Below are 20275 nucleotides of genomic sequence, written 5' to 3'. Positions count from 1 at the left end.
GGGGGGTATCCCGGCATCCTCACCCGAACCCGCAAACAGCACTGTGACAGGGCCGCCCACCAGCAGTCCGGCACTGGTCAAATCATCGCGATTCAATTCAGGAGTTTAAATCATGAACGACACATCAGGCCTCATCCTCGTCACCGGATCGAATGGACGGATCGGCAGCGCGATCATGCGCCGCCTGACCGGAAAATACGGTCAGGTGATCGGTTTTGACCTCAAGGCTGCGGCCCCGCCCCCACCCGACTGCGTTCGCATCGCCGTCGATATCGGCTCGGACGAGAGCGTGGCGGAAGGGTTCAAGATGCTGAAGGCGCATCACGGATCAAAGATCGCGGCGGTGATCCACCTTGCCGCCTATTACGACTTTCTGGGCGAGCCGAACCCGAAATACGAAGACATCACCGTCAAGGGAACCGAGCGCCTGCTAAAAGGTCTCCAGGACGGCTTCGAGGTTGAACAATTCATCTTTTCCAGCACCATGCTGGTGCATGCCCCGAACGAACCGGGCGCGGTTCTGACCGAGGCATCACCGCTTGGCGCGACCTGGGCCTATCCCGCATCAAAAGTGCGCACCGAAGCGCTGATCCGCGCCGACCATGGTAAGATTCCGGTCGCGATCCTGCGGCTGGCCGGGGTTTACGACGATGTCTGCCACTCGCCGCCGCTGGCCAACCAGATCCAGCGGATCTTTGAGCGGCAACTGGCGAGCCACCTTTATTCCGGCGAAACCTCACACCGGCAGTCATTCCTGCACATGGAGGATCTGGTCGATATCTTCGAGGAGGTTGTCGAGCAGCGCACAAAGCTGCCGCCGATATCGACCGTGCTGGTGGGCGAGGCCGAGGCGCTGAGCTACGACGAATTGCAAAAGGGCTTTATAAAGCTGATCCACGGCACAAGTTGGGAAACCTACAGCGTTCCCAGTCTGATCGCCAAAGTCGGTGCCTGGGCCGAAGGGCTGTTGCCCGGCCCGGCCCCCTTCATAAAGCCGTGGATGATTGACCGGGCCGAGGACGACTATGTCATCGACATCGGCCATGCGCAAAGTCTGCTGGGCTGGGCCCCCAAACGCGGGTTGCGCGCGACCATGCCGAAAATGGTCGCGGCGCTGCACGCCGATCCTGCTGCATGGTACCGCGAACACGGGCTGGAACTGCCCAGATCGATGCCCGCGGTTCACGACGTTGACGGCGCAAAGACGCCGGAATTGGTGACGGCGGATGCCCACGCAGGGCATGATCATTCGGGTGACCACGCGCTGGCCCGACCGGCGGGCACCAGTGCCACTGAGAAAGGCCTCGTCTATACCTGCCCGATGCACCCGGACATCCGGCAATCGTCACCCGGAAACTGCCCGCGTTGCGGCATGACGCTGGAGCCCACGACATGAAAATGACCACAGCCAAGCCCGCCAAAACGGGCGCGCAGCACGGTTCTGGGCAAGGACACGCGGGCATGGCCGGAATGACGGCAACCGGCGGCTCGGGCGATATGATGGTCGATGCCCACAGGGCCCTGCTCTGGCCGCATTACCTGAGCCTGATGCTGGGGGTCTGGCTGGTTGCCAGTCCGTTCACGCTGGGGTATCTCAGCGAGTTCATCCCAAATGCCAGCCAATTGCGCGTGATGACCGACCGCGGGCTTTCACCGTTCGAGACCCGCAACCTGTGGATGACCTATTCCGATGTCGGCACCGGCCTGTTGGTGATCCTGTTCAGCTTGTTGGCCGCAAATGCGGACCGGCGCTATCCGTGGGCGCAATGGGCCAACGCCTTTGCCGGCGGCTGGCTGCTGTTCGCACCGCTGATATTCTGGACACCACTGGCGTCGGCCTATGCCAACAACACGCTGGTCGGCGGCATGGTGATCGCGCTGGCGGTGCTGATCCCGATGATGCCGGGGATGAGCATGGCGGGCATGATGGGCGGGCCGGACGTGCCGCCGGGCTGGTCCTACACGCCGTCAACCTGGCTGCAACGCTATCCTATCGCGGTTCTGGCGTTGATCGGGTTTTTCATCGCGCGCTACATGGGGGCCTACCAGTTGGGTCATATTGACAGCGCCTGGGATCCGTTTTTCGGCGTTGGCACCCAGACCATCATCACCTCGGACGCCTCGAAGGCCTGGCCGATTGCCGATGGCGCACTGGGGGCGGTGGTCTACATTCTGGAACTGGTGATGACCTTCATGGGCGGCAAGACGCGTTGGCGCACGATGCCGTGGATGGTGCTGGCGCTCGCCGTGCTGATCCTGCCGCTGGGTGCGGTTAGCATCTATTTCATCATCATCCAGCCGATCGTGATTGGCACATGGTGTACGATCTGCCTGATCGCCGGTCTGGCGATGGTGATCATGATCCCCTTTTCGCTGAATGAATTCGTCGCGATGGGCCAGTTCCTTATCGATGCCCGCCGCAAGGGCAAACCGTTCTGGCGCACGTTCTGGACCGGTGACGCGATGGACGGCGGCATGGCCGATCCCGCCACCGGACCCGGCGCACCGATCGGCGACAGGTTTGCACAGGCCGCGCGGGGCGTGACGCTGCCCTGGGCGCTGCTGGCCAGTGTCGCGGTCGGCCTGTGGTTCATGTTCACCCGGCTCAGCCTTGGCACCTCGGGTCAGATGGCCAACAGCGACCATCTGATCGGTGCGCTGGTCGTGACCTTCTCGATCATCGCCTTTGCCGAGGTCGCGCGGCCGCTGCGGTTCATCAACGCAGGCTTTGGCCTGTGGCTGATCGCGGCCCCCTGGCTGTTGACCGGCAATGCGTCAGCTGTCGCTGACTGGGCCGGCATGGCGGGCGGCGCACTGCTGATCGCACTGAGCATCCCGCGCGGGCGGATCGCCAATTCCTACGCCGGGTGGGACCGGTTCGTTTACTGGCCGATGTAATGCAATTCAACCAAGGAGATATACGATGACGACAGGATTTTGGGCCAACAGCCGCAGGCATATCTGGGCAGCAGTGGTGATCTATACGGCAGGTCTGGCGGTGCTGGGGCTGATCGTCGCCGGCGCGATCCTCTATTTCGGCTTTTTCAACGTCTCGGCGCAGGTCAAGGATGCGAAAGCGCTGGAATGGCTGCTGGTGACGACGCGAGAAGCCTCGATCGTCTCAAACGCGAAGGGCATAGTGGCACCCGAGCCGACCGGCCCGGCGCAGATCGACAACGGCTTCCGGCTGTTCCAGACCGAATGCTCAATGTGCCATTCCGTCCCCGGCTATGAAGTCGGCATCATGTCGACCGGCCTGAACCCGCCTGCGCCGCCGCTCGACGATCTGGTCGACATGACCGCTGCCGAGACATTCTGGGTGGTCAAGAACGGGCTGCGCTTTACCGGGATGCCTGCCTGGCAGGCGGTCAACACAGATGCCGAGATGTGGGATATCGTCGCCTTCCTGATGACGTCGGAGGACCTGACGGAAGACGACCTTATCGCGATGGGTGCCCGGACTAGCCCGACACCGACGGGCCAATAAAGCAATGACGCAGAAATCGGCGCAGCCGGGACCGGTTGCTTGCCCTTAAAAGGAGACTGAAATGGAATGGCTTAGTAGCAACTGGATCTGGATCATCATCGGCGGTGGCTTTATCGCGTTTCATCTGTTCGGACACGGCGGTCATGGCGGTCATGGGTCCGGTGACAAATCCGGTCACAAGCATGGCGCAAAGCCACGCGAAAAGGGGAGCGATAACAATAGCGGCGCGATCCCCGGCGACGTGTCATCCGCCCCCCATAGCCATGGAACAGACACCGCATCGACTGACCCCGAGACTGACCAGCCGACTGAGCCACCAACCAAGCATAAGCACGGTAGTTGAGCAGGTCACGACGCCCTTTTTTAATCTTACCCGGTTTTAATCTTAAATGACCCCAGACAAGGCAAATTCGATGCTCGCGCAGAATGACATCACGATCGTCGGTGCCGGCCCTTCGGGGTTGGCCTGCGCGATCATTCTGGCGCGGGCCGGGCGGCGCGTGACGGTGCGCGAGTGGAAGCCGGATGTCGGTCACCGCTTTAACGGCGATTTTCAAGGATTAGAGAACTGGAGCCGCGACGCGGACGTTCTGGACGAGTTGGTCGGCGCCGGAATCGCGGCGGATTTCGAGCGGCACGCCTTCGTCTCCGGGACGGTTTTCGACCCCACCGGCCGCCCGTATCAGGTGCGGGGCAAACGCCCGCTGTTCTATCTGTTGCGGCGCGGTGCGGCCGAGGGCACGCTCGACCGTGCGTTGCTGGCACAGGCACAGGCGGCGGGTGCCAAGGTGCGGTTCAGCGACCGGGTGTGTGACTTCGACGGCGCCGGGGTTCTGGCCGCCGGGCCGCGGCAGGCCGGGATCATCGCCGCGGGGCATCTCTTCGCGACCGACATGGATGACGGCGCCTGGCTGGCGTTAGGCCATGCCGTCGCGCCGGACGGTTATGCTTACCTTCTGGTGCAGGGCGGGCGGGGCACGGTGGCAAGCTGCATGTTCACCGGCTTTCGCGATCAGGCCAAACACGTGGCCGCCGCGGTGGCGTTCTTTCGCGCCCATGCCGGGCTCGAGATGCGCAATCCGCGCCCCTTCGGCGGCTATGGCAACATGCGCCTGCCCATCACCGCGATGCAGGGCGCCCATCCGGTGATCGGCGAACATGCCGGATTTCAGGATGCGCTGGCCGGGTTCGGGATCCGCCATGCGATCCGCTCGGGCGTACTGGCGGCGCAAAGCATTCTCGACAGCGGCGATTACACCGCCTGCTGGCAGGCCGAGCTTGGCCCGTGGCTGAAGGCCGGTGTGGTCAACCGGCTGATCTTCAACCTGGCCGGAGAGCCGGGTATGAAACTGGCAGTCGGGCGGCTGGCGCGGGGCGATGTCGGCGGGCTTCTGAAGCGCACTTACGGGCCGTCAGCGCTGAAACGCCTGCTGCTTCCGGTCGCCCTACGCCGGTATCGCGCGTCGCTGGCTGATCCAAGTTGTGATCATAGCGATTGCGCCTGCGTATGGTGTCAGCACGGAGATCACGCGGCGACAGCGAGCGCGACGGCAAATATCTGAAAACAGGAGAAGAACGATGCAAGTCAAGGACGTGATGACACCGGACGTGGCCACGGTGATCGGCATGACTCCGGTCGAAGAGATCGCGAAACTGCTGCTTGCGCGCCATGTCAGCGCGGTCCCGGTGGTGGACGATGCAGGTGCCGTGCTAGGGCTGGTCAGCGAGGGCGATCTGATGCGCCGGGTCGCCGATCCGGACAAACCGCGGCGGTCCTGGTGGCTGGAGCTGTTCGCGGACCCGCGCGGCAGTACCGCCGATTACATCAAGATCCACGGACGCACCGCAGCGGACGTGATGACCCCCGACGTCATTTCCGTTACCGAGGATACGCGGGTGGGCGAAGTGGCGCGCCTTCTTGAAACAAAGCACATCAAGCGCGTGCCGGTACTGCGCGACAGCAAGCTGGTGGGGATTGTCAGTCGCGCGAATCTGCTGCAGGCGCTGGCCTCGGCACCGCCACCCGAGCCGGAAAATCGTGTCGAGGACGGGGTGCTGCGCGAACGCATCCTGCTTGAACTGGCCGAGGTGCCGGGCATCCAGGTGTCGCTGATCAATGTGATTGTGCACGACGGCAAGGCCAGCGTCTGGGGCACCGTGGACAGCGATTTCGAAGAGAACGCAGTGCGCCTGGCCGTCGAATCCGTTGTGCGCGCGGGCAAGGCCGAGCTGCATCTGGGGCGGATCCCCGCCTGGAGCTACGGCTATGGCTTTTGATGAATCGACCCGGAGGCCTGGGTATCTGATATTTTTAACTGGATAAAATCATGACCGAATATTTCAATATCGACTCTGCTCCGACGTCGCGTCTGCGCCGTCCGCGCCTGTCGCGATGGCTGTTTAAAGGCGGGCTTGGGTCGCTCATCCTCCGTGGCACGCTGACCCTGCGCTTGCCTGACGGTGCCATCCGGCGTTTCGGCCAGGGCGCGCCCGAAATCGCGATCACGATCCGCGACTGGCGAACGCTTCGCCGCATTGCGTTCAATCCCGATCTGGCCATTGGCGAGGCATGGATGAGCGGCACCCTGACTGTTGAGCACGGCGATATCTACGGCTTTCTCGATCTTTGCTTGTCCAATACCGCCACCGCGCCAGACTATGGCCTGCGCCGGGTGCAGCAAAGGCTGCGGCGGCTGGTGCGGCCGCTTCTGATGCACAACCCGATCGGCAAGGCGCAGAAGAACGTCGCGCATCACTATGACCTCAGCGACGATCTTTATGAGCTGTTCCTCGACCCAGATCGGCAATATTCCTGCGCCTATTATGCGACGCCCGAGGACAGCCTGGAAGACGCGCAGGCGCGCAAGATGCACCATATCGCGGCCAAACTGCGTCTGGCACCGGGGCAGAAGCTGCTCGACATCGGCTCAGGCTGGGGCGGGTTGGGGTTGTCTCTTGCGCGCAAGGCCGATGTCGATGTCACGGGGGTCACGCTGTCGATCGAGCAGCAGAAATTTGCTGCGGCAAGGGCGGCCCGCGAGGGCCTCTCGGCGCGTGCACGTTTCGTCTTGCGCGACTACCGCGAGGAAGCGGGCCGTTATGACAGAATCGTCTCGGTCGGAATGTTCGAACACGTAGGGGCCGGACATTACGACGAATACTTCGCCAAGGTCGCGGCGCTGCTGAAGGAGGATGGCGTGGCGATGATCCACACCATTGGCAGCGTCGGCCAACCTTCCGCTCCGCATCCATGGATTCGCAAGTACATCTTTCCCGGCGGCTACATCCCCTCGCTCTCCGAGATCGCCCCGGCGATCGAGAAGAGCGGGCTGGTGATATGCGACATCGAGGTGCTGCGGCTGCACTATGCCGAGACGCTGAAGGCGTGGCGTAAGCGCTTCATGGCGCGCCGTGATCAGGTGGCGGCGATTTACGACGAACGGTTCTGCCGGATGTGGGAATTCTACCTTGCCGCCTGCGAGGCCGGGTTCCGCCACAACGGTCTAGTGGTGTTTCAACTGCTACTCGCCCACCGCGCTGACGCCGTGCCGCTGACCCGCGATTACCTTGCCACGGCCGAAACCGCGCTGGAAAGACCGCAGTCAGAAAAAGAGCCCGCAAACGCCCGCCGCAAATCCGCCAGACAGGCGAAGAAACCGGCCTACAGCGTCGCCGCCGAATGATCGCCACCAGCAAGATCGTCCTGGTGATGTTCCTCTGGGCAATCTGCTTTCCGCTGATCACGGCGGGCTCGCTCTATGCGCCGCATCTCACATTCGCAGCGCTGCGCGCGTTTCTGGCGGGCGCCGCTCTGGTCGGTCTAGGGCTGGCCCTGCGCCGCCCCTGGCCGCACGGAGCCCGGGTGTGGATCACCCTGGTCGGTGTCGGCCTCGGGGCCACCAGTCTTGGCTATCTTGGCATGTTCATGGGCTCCGAGTTCGTGCTGCCCGGTATCGCGACGGTCCTCGCCAACACCCAGCCGCTGCTGGCGGCAATCCTCGCAGGGCTGGTTCTGAACGAAAGACTCGGGCGCATCGGCTGGATCGGCATGGGTCTGGGCTTCGGTGGCATAGTCCTGATCGCGTTGCCCCGGCTTGTCACCGCGCAGTCAGGAAATTTTGCGCTCGGCGTCACCTATATCCTCATGGCAGCACTGGGCATCACGATCAGCAACGTTCTGATCAGGTCCATCGCCGGCAAGGCCGACCCGATCATGGCGATGGGCGCGCAGCTGCTGATCGGCGGTGTGCCGCTCCTGGCCGGGGCCTATGCCTTCGAGGATCCGGCAAGCGTCGCGTGGTCGGCGAATTTTCTGTTGGTCCTGGCTGCGCTCAGCCTGTTCGGATCGGCGCTGGTCTATTGGCTCTGGGGCACGATCCTCGCCACGACCGAGTTGAGCCGCGCCAATGCCTTCAGCTTTCTGGTGCCGATTTTCGGACTGGCGATGGGCGCGGCGTTCTTCGGCGAGCGTCTGGGCTGGTTCGAGGTCGCGGGTATCGGCCTGACCCTGGTTGGCATCGCGCTGGCAAATCGTCGCGGCGCGGCAGACACTCGGGCGACAGTTGACGCGTTGCAGTCCGCCGAGGCTAAACTATGACTAACAAGGCTGCCGATCCCTTCGTGAAAGCGCAGAAGCGATGAACGACCTAGGCACTGGTTCCCGGTCTCTCCGTGATCTGGAGCATCGCGGCGCGGCCAGCGCGGCCACCATTGCGCGAAATGCGGCAGCTGATCACCATCGGAAATCGGCAGGCATGGCCAGAACTTTGCATTCCATACAGCGCGTTTCACGCTCTGATGCTGATCGGTGTTGGCGTCCAGCGACATCTTTTCCGATAGCAGCTCGGCACCGTCGTCGACCATGAAGCTTCCAACGACGGGCCCACTGATATGCATCAACGTGCCAGTGTCTGAAGACGCGTATCCTCAGGCTAAAGCGGCGGGAACAATGTACCCTCTGGAGAGCAATACATCGTGGATATTCATTTGATGTCGGCAGTGCTCAGCACCCCTGAAAGGGCTTCTGCCTGTAATGTTTTACTGCGCGGCACGTCATCAGATCAGTGGACGCCGATACGAAATTTGAAATTCGGCGGCTGAGAAGCCGCGCGCGAAAGGTGAACCAGATATGAACGCATCAGATATTATGACCAAAACCGTCATAACGGGAAGGCCAGTTTGAGCCGTCAATAAGGCCGCTGAACTGATGTCGCAACACCAGATCAGCGCCATTCCATTCCTCGACCAAAACGGCGGTATCATCGGTATCGTGAGTGAAGGCGAATTGATGCGCCGCGTCGAGGGTGCAAAGGACAGTACCCGATCCTGGTGGTTGTCTCTTTTCTCCGATGCCGAGACGGGTGCCAGGGGCTTTGTTCAAGAGCGGGGGCGGCACCTCAAGGATATCATCACCACGCAAGTGACGACCTTGACACCGGATACGCCGGTTGGCGAGATCGCCAGACTGCTTGAAAAGAAACACATAAAACGGGTTCCGGTCGTCGAAGACGGAAAGCTCGTCGGCATTGTAAGTCGTGCCAACCTGTTGCAAGCACTCGCGGCGCAACCGATCGTGCACATCCGCTCGGAGGCAGCCGAAGACGAAAAGCGTGACATCGTCCTGGGTGCGCTTGCGCAAGTGCCGGGGCTAAACCCGGTGCATTTGAACGTCGTAGTTGCAGACAACCGTGTCGACGTCTGGGGCATCTGAGGCAGGCAGTGCATCATTCGGCAAACAAATTGTCCCAGAGATTTTGAGAAGCCGAGAAACGCTATGCTAGAGCGTCGGGCGCAATGGGAGAATCAATAGGGATTCCCTTTTCGATTGAAACGTGATTCGTTGGGTTAAGGAGACGATTCCATGACCCGAGCACTTTCCCTTGACCTGCGCCGTCGCGTGACGGATGCGATTTTACGCGGCAAATCGCGGCGCGCGGCGGCCGAACAGTTTGCGATCTCGGCTGCGACAGCGGTGCGGCTGCAAAAGCGGCTCGAAGAGACCGGCTCGGTGGAGCCGGATGCAATGGGCCGCCCCGCGGGCAGCGGCAAGCTTGGTCCTTTCCGCGAGATCATCATCGCCAGGGTGGTCGGGCAACCAGACATCACCATGCCCGATCTGGCGGCTTGGCTCTTGTCGGAACACGGTGTGAGCGCAGACCCTTCGAATCTGTCGAAACTGCTGTGCCGGGCTGGCTTCAGCTATAAAAAAAACACTGCTGGCATCGGAGAAAGAACGCGCTGACGTCAAGGCTGAGCGCGATGCGTGGCATGAGCACCGCCTGCCAGCCATGCGCGCGGCTCCGGGGCGGCTCGTCTTCATCGACGAGACCAGCGTGAAGACCAACATGACGCCACTCAGGGGACGCAGCCCAAAGGGCGAAAGGCTGCTTGCAGGCACTCCCTTCGGCAAATGGAACACACAGACCTTCATCGCCGGATTGCGCTGCGGCGAACTGGTCGCGCCCTGGGTGATCGAAGGCGCAATCAATGGCGTGGCTTTTGACACCTATGTGGCAACCCAGCTCGCACCAACACTGCGGCCGGGCGATGTGGTGATCTGGGACAATCTCAACGTTCACAAGAGCCCGCGCGCAGCCCAGACAATCAAGGCGCGCGGCGCATGGGTGCTGTTCCTGCCGCGCTACTCGCCCGATCTGAACCCGATCGAGATAGCCTTCTCAAAGCTCAAAACTCTCCTGAGAAAGGCAAACGCCCGAACTTATGATGATCTGTGGAAAGCCGTCGGGAAAGTCTGCAGCCTGTTCACTCCAAAAGAATGCTGGAACTACTTCAAATCAACAGGGTGCGTTGCAGATTAATCGCCCGACGCTCTAGACGGAGTCATGCTACTTTGGTTTCTGTTGACGGCGTTGTCTGTGGCATTCGTCGCGATAGACATACGATCCACGCCGGCATCCTCGGTCCTGAAGTGGGGCTTTATCCTTCTGACTGCCTATACCGGCCCGATCGGCGCATTCCTCTACGTCTTGGGATGTCGGGAACCACTGTCGGGACTGCATGAGCGCTATGTCACCGAGCGGTGGCGTCAGGTGCTCGGCTCTACCATGCACTGCGTGGCCGGCGATGGACTCGGCATTCTTGTTGGCGCAGCAATAGCCGCTTATCTGACCCTGTCGCGTCCGGCCGATATTGCGCTCGAATATGCGCTCGGGTTCGGCTTCGGCTGGACAATTTTCCAAGCTCTTTTCATGCGTAACATGGAAGGAGGATCCTACTCGAAGGCACTCGCATCCACGTTCTTGCCGGAATTCCTTTCAATGAACTTTCTCATGGCCGGAATGTTGCCGATCACATCGCCGGGCCGTGCCGCACTTGGCGGAGAACTCAACCCGCTCACACCGCAATTCTGGTTCGTCATGAGCATGGCGTTGCTGGTCGGCTTCGTCGTGGCCTATCCGATCAATTGGTGGCTCGTTACAAGAGGATTGAAACATGGGATGCTGACCGTGCGTGATCCGTCGGTCGCGCGCGATGTAGACGATCCATCCCATGGCACGCATCAGCCCGTGGCCACCGCGCCGGACGAGGAGCATGCGGACGAGGCTTCAGTGTCACGCAGCCAGGTTGCCTGGATGACCCTGCTATCCATTTTGGCGTTTGTCTTTGGTATCGGTGTGGTGATCATTATTCAAGTTACCTTGTAAATATTGATCTTCAAAATTAATTAGGTCGCTCCACCTCACGCCGAATCAAAAAAGGAACGTATCAATGGAGCTTTATTGATGGCGTCGTCTAATCGCGACCGGTTTTGCAAGCCTTTTCTGCAAAACCGGTCGCGATTAGACGACTCATAATGTTCGCTCTGCGTGGCGAGTGATCTGATGCCGGTATGCCACATCGTTCTGGCAAACGGTTCCAGCAGCGCAAATACACCAGCCATGACCGGTTTGAGCGGATGCAGTGGAGCGGGCCGCGCATAGTCGATAAAGATTGCCCTCCCGCCTGGCCGCAACTGCGCAAGGGCGGCGTCAACGACCCGATGTTTGTGGGCATCAGGCAACTCATGCAGCAGAAAGAAAGAAAGCACACTATCGTAGCGATCCGGTCCCGGTTCCGCCGCGTCTCCCACAAAGGATCTTGCCCAGGGTGCCGCCGCCAGTTTGGTGCGGGCGTGGTGCACCTGAATGGGCGCGATATCGACAATGTCGAGCCGGCCTTTGCAGCCCAGCCGCTGCGCCAGCCGCGACGACAGATCACCATAGACACAGGCCATCTGGAGAACGCGGCTGCCGGGCAGAATGCCCTCAAGGGCCAGGTCGCACAAACGCCGGTACTGGCCCCAGAGGATCGCCGAAACTATCACGTCCCGGTCGAAGATGCGGATGCTGGCGGGCCTCAGATAGGCCCACCAGTAATACCGGACCAGATGGTCCGGCAACTCAAGCGCTTGCTCTCCGTCAGGAGCGCCCGGCAATTTTACATCATGCATGCCGCCGCCATCCGACAATGCCGATTGCGATCAGCAACACCGCGCCCAGCCCGTAAACCAGCAGCATCCAGGTGGGCAGATAGAAAGTCATATAGACGTTCCAGCCAATATAGCTGAGGCTCTTGGTCACCAGCGAAGGCGTGCCGGTCAGCGATCCGCCCAAAGTGCCGGTGATCGTGATCACCAACGCGCCGATTGTGGCCAGCGTGAAGGTCACCCAGCGTTGCCCGCCATCAAACAGATTGCGGCGGAAACGATAGCCAAGAACGCTCATCACGGTCCAGTAGGACAGGGTCCATGTCGCCAGCATGATGTGGTTGCGCCCCAGCGGCGATTCTGTGATCGCCGACCACGGATAGATCGTAAGGCCCAGTGAATAGGTCACAAATCCGGCGAGCGTGCCAAGCGCAGCCACAGGCCAGATCGCCTTTTGCAGCCGAACGGCGAATTCAGAGTCCGAGAAGCTGCGAATCAGGATGAACAGATAGGCGGTCATCCATAGCCCGACCGGAAAGTGTGCGACAAGAATGTGATAAACCGGGCTGAGCGAAAACGCGGGCGTGCCTTCGACGGCCACGGCGACCCCTCCACCTTCGCTGTGCGCCAACGCAGCACCGGTCGCCGCAAGCATCAGGGCCGCAGTCGCGAGGCCGATCCGGCGGCCTCGTCGCATCAATCCGGGGCGTTTCATGTCGGCTTCCTTTCTGGCATTCGTGGATGGGTTTTGCGTATCGGCCGGACGGTTCATTTCGATTCCTCCCGGCGGCGCATCAGAAGGTTGATGTTGATGCCAAGCCCGACGATCAGGCCGAGGCTCGCGATGAGCGTCCAGATCCATTGACGCTTGATTTCCTGGGCGAATTCGAGCTGAACACCGTAGAGGGCAAGCTGTTCTTCGCTGTGGCGGTAGGCCACCGGCACGCGCGCCGCGATACGGTCTGCACCCGGATGCTGGCGTGCGTCGGTCAGACGGTCCCACGTGACCTGACCGGGATAGAACATCGGTATTTCCGTCCAGGGGCCGCTCCAGTCGGGCGCGGTGCCGGGCTCGAACCGTTCAGCCACCATTTGCGCCGGTTGTTCGAGGCCCAGCGAGACCGGCAGCGAAACATAGTGCCAGCGCATCGTCGAAGCGTTGCGGAATACCGCGAAGGCCAGATCGTAGCTGCCACCATCGCGGAAGATCTTGTCGTCCAGCGGATTACCGGTATCCATGTCGCGCACCAGCGTCACATCCCAGAAGCCGTTGCGCCAGCGCGCCGTCTGCGGCATCACGACGTCACCGCGCGATCCGGTCGCCTCGCGCAGATAGCGGCGCGGAATCGCGTCGCCGTTTTTCCAGGCGTAATCCGGATCGAAGGGCACTGCGGTTTCGGCACTCAGGTAATAAGTATCGTTGAACCCGACATCTCCCGCGATCACCGCGTCGACCGACAACGCCGGGCTGTCGGCGACCTCAGGGTTGAACATATATCTCGGCTGGTTGGTCATCTCGTCCCAGTTGGTGGTATAGGGGCCTGTACCCGCATCGCCGCCGCGCTCTTCGGCAACGAACCCATCATCGCCCAGGCCGATCGGGTTCGACCGGCTCGAGCGCCATTGCCACAGATCGATGAACTGACCCGCTGCGCGCAATCTCTCCAGTTCGCTCTCCGGTTTGATCGAGTCAAAATCATCGGAGTCGGTTCGCGTCGAGGGCAGATATTTAGTGCGTTCTTCATCGGTTTCCGGCACGCCGGTGAAGGTGGTCAACCCTTCACCAATGGTGATGTAACCGCCATAGCGGCTGAACAAAGGTACCGAGCCGTCATCGATCATCATCGCAACCCGGTCCTCGGTCAGGAATTCCGGGTTCGGCCCCAATGCCTCGCCGCCACGCTTTTCCCACTTACCGTCCTGATAGACCAGCACGTCGTTGAACAGGCTCGGCCGGTCCACCGGCCAGCGGTAGCGGAAATAGATCCGTTCGCCGTCAAAGGCCGCCTTGACCTGAAGCTCGGATGTCAATTCCTCGGGAATGACGATGTTGCGTTCAGGATCATCTTTGACAATCCCGGTTCCGTGCGTAGCCCAGCCAAGCACCAGAAGTCCGGCAAAAAGTGCCACAGAGACGGCGAGATATGTTGTTCGTTTGGTCATGTCGTATCCATTCTTTCATTCATCCGCCAGTCAGTGCGCCCTTCTGGGTGTCACTGGTGCCGATATTCAAAGGTTTTCTGCATCACCCGCCCGCCCTCGGGCAGCACCACCCGCACCCGGATCTTGCAAAGCTAGGAAATCCAGAATTCGCCGTCGCAGAACCCCTGATAGCGGTGCTCAATCTCGATCCTTAGCGCACGGCGGGCCCGGTGCAGGCGTACGCCCACGTTGTTGGTGGTAAGGCCCAATTCTGCCGCTACGCGTTGACGCGGGGTCTGTTCAAGGTCGACGCGGCGGATGATCTCGGCGTAGTCCGGTCTAAGCAGCGGCAAAAGATTGTGGACGTAACCGTACGCGACATGCTCGGACTCAGGGTCCAGGGCGGCCTCGCAGCAGGGTTCGCGCGCGAACGCTGCCTCCACATTCTGGCGTGTGGCACGGCGGCGATAATAGTCAGTCAGCGTGTTGCGCTGGATCCGACCGAGCCAGGCATCGACCTTCACGCTGTCTTCCAAGGCGTTCGCTGCTCGGATCGCCTTGATGCAGAAATCCTGCAACGCATCCTCGGCATCCTCCGGGCGTGCGAGACGACAGCGGAAGAAGCGGAAGAATTCCTGCCGTCGTTCGACTAGCTGCCGGGCGACGATGGTGTCACGATCTTGCGGGGTGATAGTGGGCATTCGATGGCGCGATGTTGCAAACATCATGAAAACTCTGTAGCGCAAAAGGTGGCAGAACCAGCGCCGATGCTCACGAACGAATGTCGCGCCACATGGACGCATGTTTCAAACCACGACGACATTATAGCCTCCATAAGAATTGCGGATCGACCCACGCGGGATGGAAAGGCCGACGATCAGCAGGCCGGCAATGACGCTGCCCCATTGCGCCGCTGGCGATCAGGCCCCGTCCAGCACCCACGGCGCCACGATCAGCCACAGCCCGGCAGGCACGCTCAGGAACCACACCATGCACGCCACTTCGGCAAAGGCGATGATCGAGAAAGTCACCAACAGCAACCCGGTCAGATGGTCGCTGTTGGTCATCGCGCCCGTGCTGCCAAAGGTCAGCCGGGTGAAGGTCAGCCAGATGCCGATGGCGCAGATGGCCAGCAGCGCGGGCGGAAAAGTGACGCCCTGCCCCGATTGCGCAAACATCTGCGCCTTGGGGGCCAGCAAGCCGCGGGCGTGATCGTCACTGCCCTCCTCCATCGCGCCACCGGTCCAAAAGGTGCGCCAGAACGGTTTGCCCGCGCGGTGCGAGGCAGTCAGAAACTGCCCCATTGCCACGAATTCGTCTAGCGAATAGGGGATCATCAGCGCCATCGCCAGTGCCGTGAAAAGACACAGCATGCACCAAGTGCCGATCAGGATCGGTTGGACGATGACAAAATAGATGCTAACGATGCCCAGCAGCACGATCAGGAAGCCCAGCAGTGCCAGCGTCGCAATCGGCACCCGCTGCAACCAGCTTGATGGGTTGTAGCCCCATTCGGGTGGAATGTCGGGCTTGTCCATCATGCCCGCCATGCTCATGCCAGGCATCATTGGGATCAGGATTGCCAGCGCGATCACGGTGCCGCCGATCAGGGTGCTGTTGACATAGGCCTCGGGCAGCGGAGTCCAGATCACCAGCGGCGCAAACAGCAGCCAACCGCCGACCACCGCATTGGCCCATTGTGCCCAAGGATAATTCCACCGCGCATTGGCCGACAGATAGCCAAATATCACGACCAGCACGCCGCTGCCGACATCACTTATGGTCATCAGCATGTTGCGGTACGCGAAGGGCGAAAGCCCCCTGTTGGCCATCACCCACAACTGGTTGGCATCCGGCACAAAATCGCTTAGATAGCCCAGCGTGAACGGGGCCGTGATCATCCAGAAGCCCAGCATCATCGCCACATAGTGCGGCCAGAGCATCGCGCGATGTGCGTCGCCCATACCCTCCGTGTCGCTCGACGCCGTACCATGCGACATGCCGGGCATCTCGGTCCTCATCGCGAGCTTGCTCGAAGTCTGCGCGGCCACCGGAACCAGCGAAGACGGCTTGAGATTCTGCCCTGCGCGTGCCGCAATCTTGCGCCCGGCCGCAGCGGATCCGGTCAGCGCCACCCCCCTGACGCGGGGATCGTCAATGATCGCATTGGCTTGATCGTAGGAAATCAACAGGTTGGTATACAGGCCCACCAGAGCCCCGGCCTCGGCCCACAGCGCCTTAAATGCAATCGCGCATTGCGGCACGTTGCCCGCATGTTTCACCATCAACACATTGCCCGCCATCAGATGCGGACCGGCAACGCGGGCAAGCTGGTAGTGGGGAAAGTTCCACGGTTCGACCGCGAAAATCACAACGATCGGGCTGCTTTCCATATGCGCTTCGCCCTTGGAAGGGTGCAATGCAACCGAGGCCAGAAACCGTTCGGCGTTGGTGGCATAATAGTTCAGGATCGCCGCGCTGAACGCCACTTCGCCGCGCGCATCGGCAATGCGCTTGCCCATTTCGAGGGACATGGTGCACGCCAGACTTTCCTTGTGCTCCAGCATGAGCGCCGCGACCTTCGCGACGATGGCCACCCGCTCGGCATGGGTCTTGTGCCGCCAGACCGCAAAACACCCCGCCGCCGCCAGTCTGGTCTCCAACTCGGAATCGGTCATTTCCTTGAAGGTCTCGATCAGTTTACCGGTGGCGGGATTGAGGCTTTGATAGGTCATGGCGTGGCTTTTATTTGTTGACAGGGCGGAATTCGCGCGCAGCGGGCTAAACTGAGATGATGACCTTGAGCGCCTTGGTCTTGGCGGCATCGCCGAAGGTGTCATATGCTTCGACGATCTGGTCGAGCGTGAAGTAGTGGGTGATCAACTGCGTCGGATCTATCTTCTTTGACGCCACAGTCTTGAAAAGCATCGGGATCGTGACCGTATCGACCAGCCTCGTGGTGATTGCGATGTTGCGGTCCCACAGTTTTTCCAGATGCAGATCGACCTTCTTGCCGTGCACGCCGATGTTGGCGATAGTCCCACCCGGGGCCACGAGTTGCTGACATAACTCGAAGGTGGCAGGAATGCCGACGGCCTCGATTACGGTATCGACGCCGCGGTTTTCGGTCAACTTCATCACGGCGTCCAGCGCCTTGCCATCAGAGCTGTTGATCGTCGCCGTCGCGCCGAATTTCGTTCCGGTCTTCAACCGGTTGTCGTCCAGATCGATCATGATGATGTCGGAAGGTGAATAGAATTGTGCGGTCAGGAGCGCCGCCAACCCGATTGGCCCCGCCCCAACGATCGCCACGGTGCTGCCGGGTGCGACCTGACCGTTTAGAACCCCGCATTCAAACCCTGTTGGAAGGATGTCGCTGAGCATCACCAGTGCCTCTTCATCCGTGCCTTTCGGGAGGTGATAGAGGCTCATGTCGGCATGGGGTGCGCGCACAAATTCGGCCTGGGTTCCGTTGATCTTGTTTCCCAGAATCCAGCCGCCTGTCGTGCAGTGCGAATACATCTGCTTGCGGCAATAAACGCATGTGCCGCACGCGCTCACGCAGGAAATCAGGACATGATCTCCAGCCTTGAAGGCGGTCACGGCGGGCCCGACCTTGTCGATGATGCCTACCCCTTCGTGCCCCAGGATCCGGCCCGGTTTACAGGTTGGTACGTCACCCTTGATGATGTGCAGATCGGTGCCGCAAATCGTGGTTTTCGACATGCGCACGATGGCATCGGTAGGATCGGATATCTGGGGCTTCGGGCGATCCTCTAAGAGCCCGACTCAAAATTAATACGCATTGATTTCAAGTCCTTGCGATAAGGCGGGTGGTGCGCCGGATGGATGCGATGAGCAGCCACGCTTCGGAAGATGCTACGGTTGCCTCCCAGTCTTTTGCCAAGCGACGACATCTTCCAAGCCAGGCAAATGTGCGCTCGACAACCCAGCGCCTTGCAATAACAACAAATCCTTTTGCACCATCGGGGCGTTTGACGATCTCGATGGTCGGCCCATCCATGTTTTGAAGAACAGTTTTCAGCTTTTGCCCAGCATAACCGCCATCTGCAAACAGATGGGCAAGGCTGGGGAAGCTCTCTTTCGTGTATGCGATGGCGTCCGGTGCGCCATCCCTGTCCTGTATATCGGCGGTGTGCGTGATCGCGCCCAGCATATTGCCTTGTGTATCAGTGAGGATGTGACGCTTGCGGCCTGTGATCTTCTTGCCCGCATCAAAGCCGCGCGGGCCGCCGCTTTCCGTGGTTTTCACGCTTTGGCTGTCGATCACACCCGCTGTCGGCTCTGCCGCGCGGCCGGCCAAAAGGCGCGCGGACATGACCAGCGTTTCGTTGATGATGTCGAGCAGGCCGCTGTCGCGTAATCGGTAGAAATAGTGCTGGACCGTTGTGAAGGGCGGGAAGTCTTTTGGCAGCATCGCCCACTGGCAGCCCGACGCCGCTATATACTGGATCGCGTTCCATATCTCGCGCATCGGCCATTTGCGCGGTCGACCGACCTTGCTCGGCGCAGGCATGAACGGCACGATCAACGCCCATTCCTCGTCCGTACAATCGCTTGCATAGCGCAAGTATCTGCGGTCATATTGCTTCCGAGTGATTTCAGTCCAAGCCATCCGATCCTCCATTGTCTTTGCAAACAACAGAGAATCACAACTTGCTGAAATCACTCAACATAATTTTCGGTTGGCCTCTAAGGCTTTTTTTCCTACAGCTTTGTAAACTAGTGCTTTCATGATCGGTGTCCTTGTTGTGCCTGTCGAAGCTTCGATTGTGCACGACTTCACTTCGACAGGCACAGATTGCGTGCCGCCAGCTGATGTGCCTGTCGGGACTCACGTGCATTTGAGAAGCGCACTACAACAAATAGAATAACATCGGGTCGGGAGGCCTGAACTGATCCAGATCAGTGTTCGGGTTCCGCAGGAACTCAACCTCCAGGCCCGGGACCGCCTGCCAGCAGCGTGACGAGCATATGGAGAAGCTGTAGATATGCCGTTACTCGGGGAACTAATGTGCGCAGGAAGTTCGCCAGATTGCAGGCCAGTGCATGAAGCTGAAGCCGAGCCTCGTTGGCTTTGAAGCTCTTGCAGGAAAGCCGTGTCCATTTGAGCGCGTATTTGCCTTCCTTGATGTACTGCTCTGCCGTGCCGCGCCGGTTGTAGAACTCGAACACCCGTTCATCAGGAACGGTCAGCGTCGTGACCAAAAAGCCCACTCGGGGAAACAACTCTCCGGGGTGCCACTCTACCTTGGCCACGACCCGGCGTGGCTTACTCCAGCTCTTAGCCTGATAGGTGAAGTTGGCATAATGGCGTTCCACGGAGGTTGACGGGCGACCCGGGCGACGCTTGAGAAGATGAGCGATACGGCGCTCCAGAACCTTGTTGGCTCTCAGAGGGATGGCATAACCAAACTCATTGGCTTCCAGATAGTCGAACAACTCAGGGATGGCGAAAGCGGCATCGCCACGCAGGTATTTGCGCCATAAGCCAGTCCAACGATAGCGCCCGATAATGGGATCAAGCACCGCTCGCCAGTTGTCCGCACTGTGAACTTTGCCAGGACGCAGGGAGCAGCGTTCCAGATCGCCGTGCTGGTTGAACACGAACAGCGGATGATAACAGCTACAACCAAAATGGCCGTTATAAGCCGAAGCTTCCTGCTCGCCGTGTACCGGGCTTACCGAACTATCAATGTCCAGGATCAGATTGGGCGATTTGCGCAACCGCTGAACCCGGTCAATCCACCTGCCGCCGAGATCAGTCAAAGCCATCAGGTTCTTCTTGCTGACAAGCGTTCCCGTCTCGAACCGCCCCATCTGGCTCTCTGAAGCTCCATGGCGGTCAAAGTCCCGTTGCCCGGTGATCAGCCGCATCACCGGATCGCGGGCCAGCCGGGTGGCATCATTGACATCTTCATAACCTGCAATACGGCCAAACACCGATTGGCGGAACATCGCGAGTAGTTGGTAACGAGAGTTCTTGCCAGTACGGTTATCACGCAGTTCCCATGACGTCATCTGGCTCAGTCCCAGAGCATCGTCCAGTTCCCGCAACAGCAACAAGCCGCTATCCGAGCTAAGCTTCGCGCCGTGGAACTGGAGCTTCAATCGCCGGTCAAAATTGAACCTCAAAGGCTTAGAAACTGATTCACCCGTTGCATTGCCTCGAATAACCAACATCGCGGCCACCTAATAGA

At 60.3% G+C, this 20275-nt stretch carries 18 protein-coding genes and 2 pseudogenes; 12 read left to right on the top strand and 8 right to left on the bottom strand.

The annotated features are described in order from the left end of the window. The first annotated feature begins 112 nt into the window (after positions 1-112). From RAL88_RS15885 to RAL88_RS15825, 12 genes and pseudogenes are all read left to right on the top strand, one after another. Positions 113-1396 carry an NAD-dependent epimerase/dehydratase family protein gene (locus RAL88_RS15885; protein WP_371932105.1) on the top strand — a complete coding sequence of 428 codons (1284 nt, stop codon included), beginning with the start codon at positions 113-115 and terminating at the stop codon, positions 1394-1396. Between the two features lie 2 nt (positions 1397-1398). Further along, entirely contained in the window at positions 1399-2898 is a 1500-nt protein-coding gene (locus RAL88_RS15875; RefSeq protein ID WP_306264835.1) for a vitamin K epoxide reductase family protein, read from the top strand. A 25-nt stretch (positions 2899-2923) separates the two neighbouring features. Further along, positions 2924-3487 carry a cytochrome c gene (locus RAL88_RS15870; protein ID WP_306264834.1) on the top strand — a complete coding sequence of 188 codons (564 nt, stop codon included), beginning with the start codon at positions 2924-2926 and terminating at the stop codon, positions 3485-3487. Between the two features lie 61 nt (positions 3488-3548). Continuing rightward, complete coding sequence (locus RAL88_RS15865) at positions 3549-3830, top strand: hypothetical protein (protein ID WP_306264833.1); 282 nt, start codon at positions 3549-3551, stop codon at positions 3828-3830. A 70-nt stretch (positions 3831-3900) separates the two neighbouring features. Further along, a complete protein-coding gene (locus RAL88_RS15860; protein WP_306264832.1) occupies positions 3901-5049 on the top strand; it encodes an NAD(P)/FAD-dependent oxidoreductase in 1149 nt (382 codons plus the stop codon). Between the two features lie 16 nt (positions 5050-5065). Then, on the top strand, positions 5066-5764 hold the full coding sequence (locus RAL88_RS15855; protein ID WP_306264831.1) for a CBS domain-containing protein: 699 nt from the start codon (positions 5066-5068) through the stop codon (positions 5762-5764). Between the two features lie 50 nt (positions 5765-5814). Then, a complete protein-coding gene (locus RAL88_RS15850; protein ID WP_306264830.1) occupies positions 5815-7170 on the top strand; it encodes a cyclopropane-fatty-acyl-phospholipid synthase family protein in 1356 nt (451 codons plus the stop codon). A gap of 26 nt (positions 7171-7196) precedes the next feature. Further along, positions 7197-8084, top strand: coding sequence for a DMT family transporter (locus RAL88_RS15845; protein WP_306264829.1), 888 nt, complete (start codon positions 7197-7199; stop codon positions 8082-8084). 600 nt (positions 8085-8684) lie between these two features. Continuing rightward, positions 8685-8777, top strand: a pseudogene (locus RAL88_RS15840) (CBS domain-containing protein); the annotation flags it as partial. Continuing rightward, on the top strand, positions 8775-9197 hold the full coding sequence (locus RAL88_RS15835) for a CBS domain-containing protein (protein ID WP_306269720.1): 423 nt from the start codon (positions 8775-8777) through the stop codon (positions 9195-9197). The pseudogene RAL88_RS15840 and the gene RAL88_RS15835, both read left to right, overlap by 3 nt. 150 nt (positions 9198-9347) lie before the next feature. Next, positions 9348-10305, top strand: a protein-coding gene (locus tag RAL88_RS15830) for an IS630 family transposase (RefSeq protein ID WP_306264828.1) whose coding sequence is annotated in 2 segments (ribosomal slippage) — positions 9348-9689 and positions 9691-10305 — 957 coding nt in all. Because the reading frame shifts where the segments join, the coding sequence is not laid out codon by codon here. Positions 10306-10362: 57 nt separating this feature from the next. Continuing rightward, positions 10363-11151 (top strand): DUF4396 domain-containing protein, encoded by a 789-nt coding sequence (locus tag RAL88_RS15825; protein ID WP_306264827.1) that lies wholly within the window; start codon positions 10363-10365, stop codon positions 11149-11151. A gap of 35 nt (positions 11152-11186) precedes the next feature. Here the strand turns inward: RAL88_RS15825 and rquA are convergent, their stop codons facing one another. The 8 genes and pseudogenes from rquA to RAL88_RS15785 all read right to left on the bottom strand — a co-directional run bounded on the left by rquA (position 11187) and on the right by RAL88_RS15785 (position 20258). Next, a complete protein-coding gene (rquA, locus tag RAL88_RS15820; protein ID WP_306264826.1) occupies positions 11187-11936 on the bottom strand; it encodes a rhodoquinone biosynthesis methyltransferase RquA in 750 nt (249 codons plus the stop codon). Continuing rightward, positions 11929-12684 carry a DUF2231 domain-containing protein gene (locus RAL88_RS15815; protein WP_306264825.1) on the bottom strand — a complete coding sequence of 252 codons (756 nt, stop codon included), beginning with the start codon at positions 12682-12684 and terminating at the stop codon, positions 11929-11931. Before RAL88_RS15815 ends, rquA begins: the two co-directional genes overlap by 8 nt. Next, positions 12681-14075 carry an ethylbenzene dehydrogenase-related protein gene (locus RAL88_RS15810; protein WP_306264824.1) on the bottom strand — a complete coding sequence of 465 codons (1395 nt, stop codon included), beginning with the start codon at positions 14073-14075 and terminating at the stop codon, positions 12681-12683. Before RAL88_RS15810 ends, RAL88_RS15815 begins: the two co-directional genes overlap by 4 nt. Before the next feature lie 131 nt (positions 14076-14206). Then, positions 14207-14755, bottom strand: coding sequence for an RNA polymerase sigma factor (locus tag RAL88_RS15805; RefSeq protein ID WP_306264823.1), 549 nt, complete (start codon positions 14753-14755; stop codon positions 14207-14209). Between the two features lie 219 nt (positions 14756-14974). Next, positions 14975-16789, bottom strand: coding sequence for an aldehyde dehydrogenase family protein (locus RAL88_RS15800; protein WP_306264822.1), 1815 nt, complete (start codon positions 16787-16789; stop codon positions 14975-14977). Between the two features lie 46 nt (positions 16790-16835). Further along, a pseudogene (locus tag RAL88_RS15795) lies at positions 16836-17834 on the bottom strand (zinc-dependent alcohol dehydrogenase family protein); the annotation flags it as partial. A gap of 31 nt (positions 17835-17865) precedes the next feature. Further along, positions 17866-18690, bottom strand: coding sequence for an IS5 family transposase (locus tag RAL88_RS15790; RefSeq protein ID WP_306264667.1), 825 nt, complete (start codon positions 18688-18690; stop codon positions 17866-17868). Positions 18691-19004: 314 nt separating this feature from the next. Beyond that, the gene (locus RAL88_RS15785) at positions 19005-20258 is read right to left on the bottom strand and encodes an IS1380 family transposase (protein WP_306264821.1); all 1254 of its coding nucleotides are present in this window, start codon (positions 20256-20258) and stop codon (positions 19005-19007) included. Between the last annotated feature and the right edge of the window lie 17 nt (positions 20259-20275).

The organism is Pararhizobium sp. IMCC3301 (genome assembly GCF_030758315.1).
Lineage (GTDB): Bacteria > Pseudomonadota > Alphaproteobacteria > Rhizobiales.
Note: the sequence above shows the minus strand (reverse complement) of the source record. Positions and strands in the feature narration are given on the sequence as shown.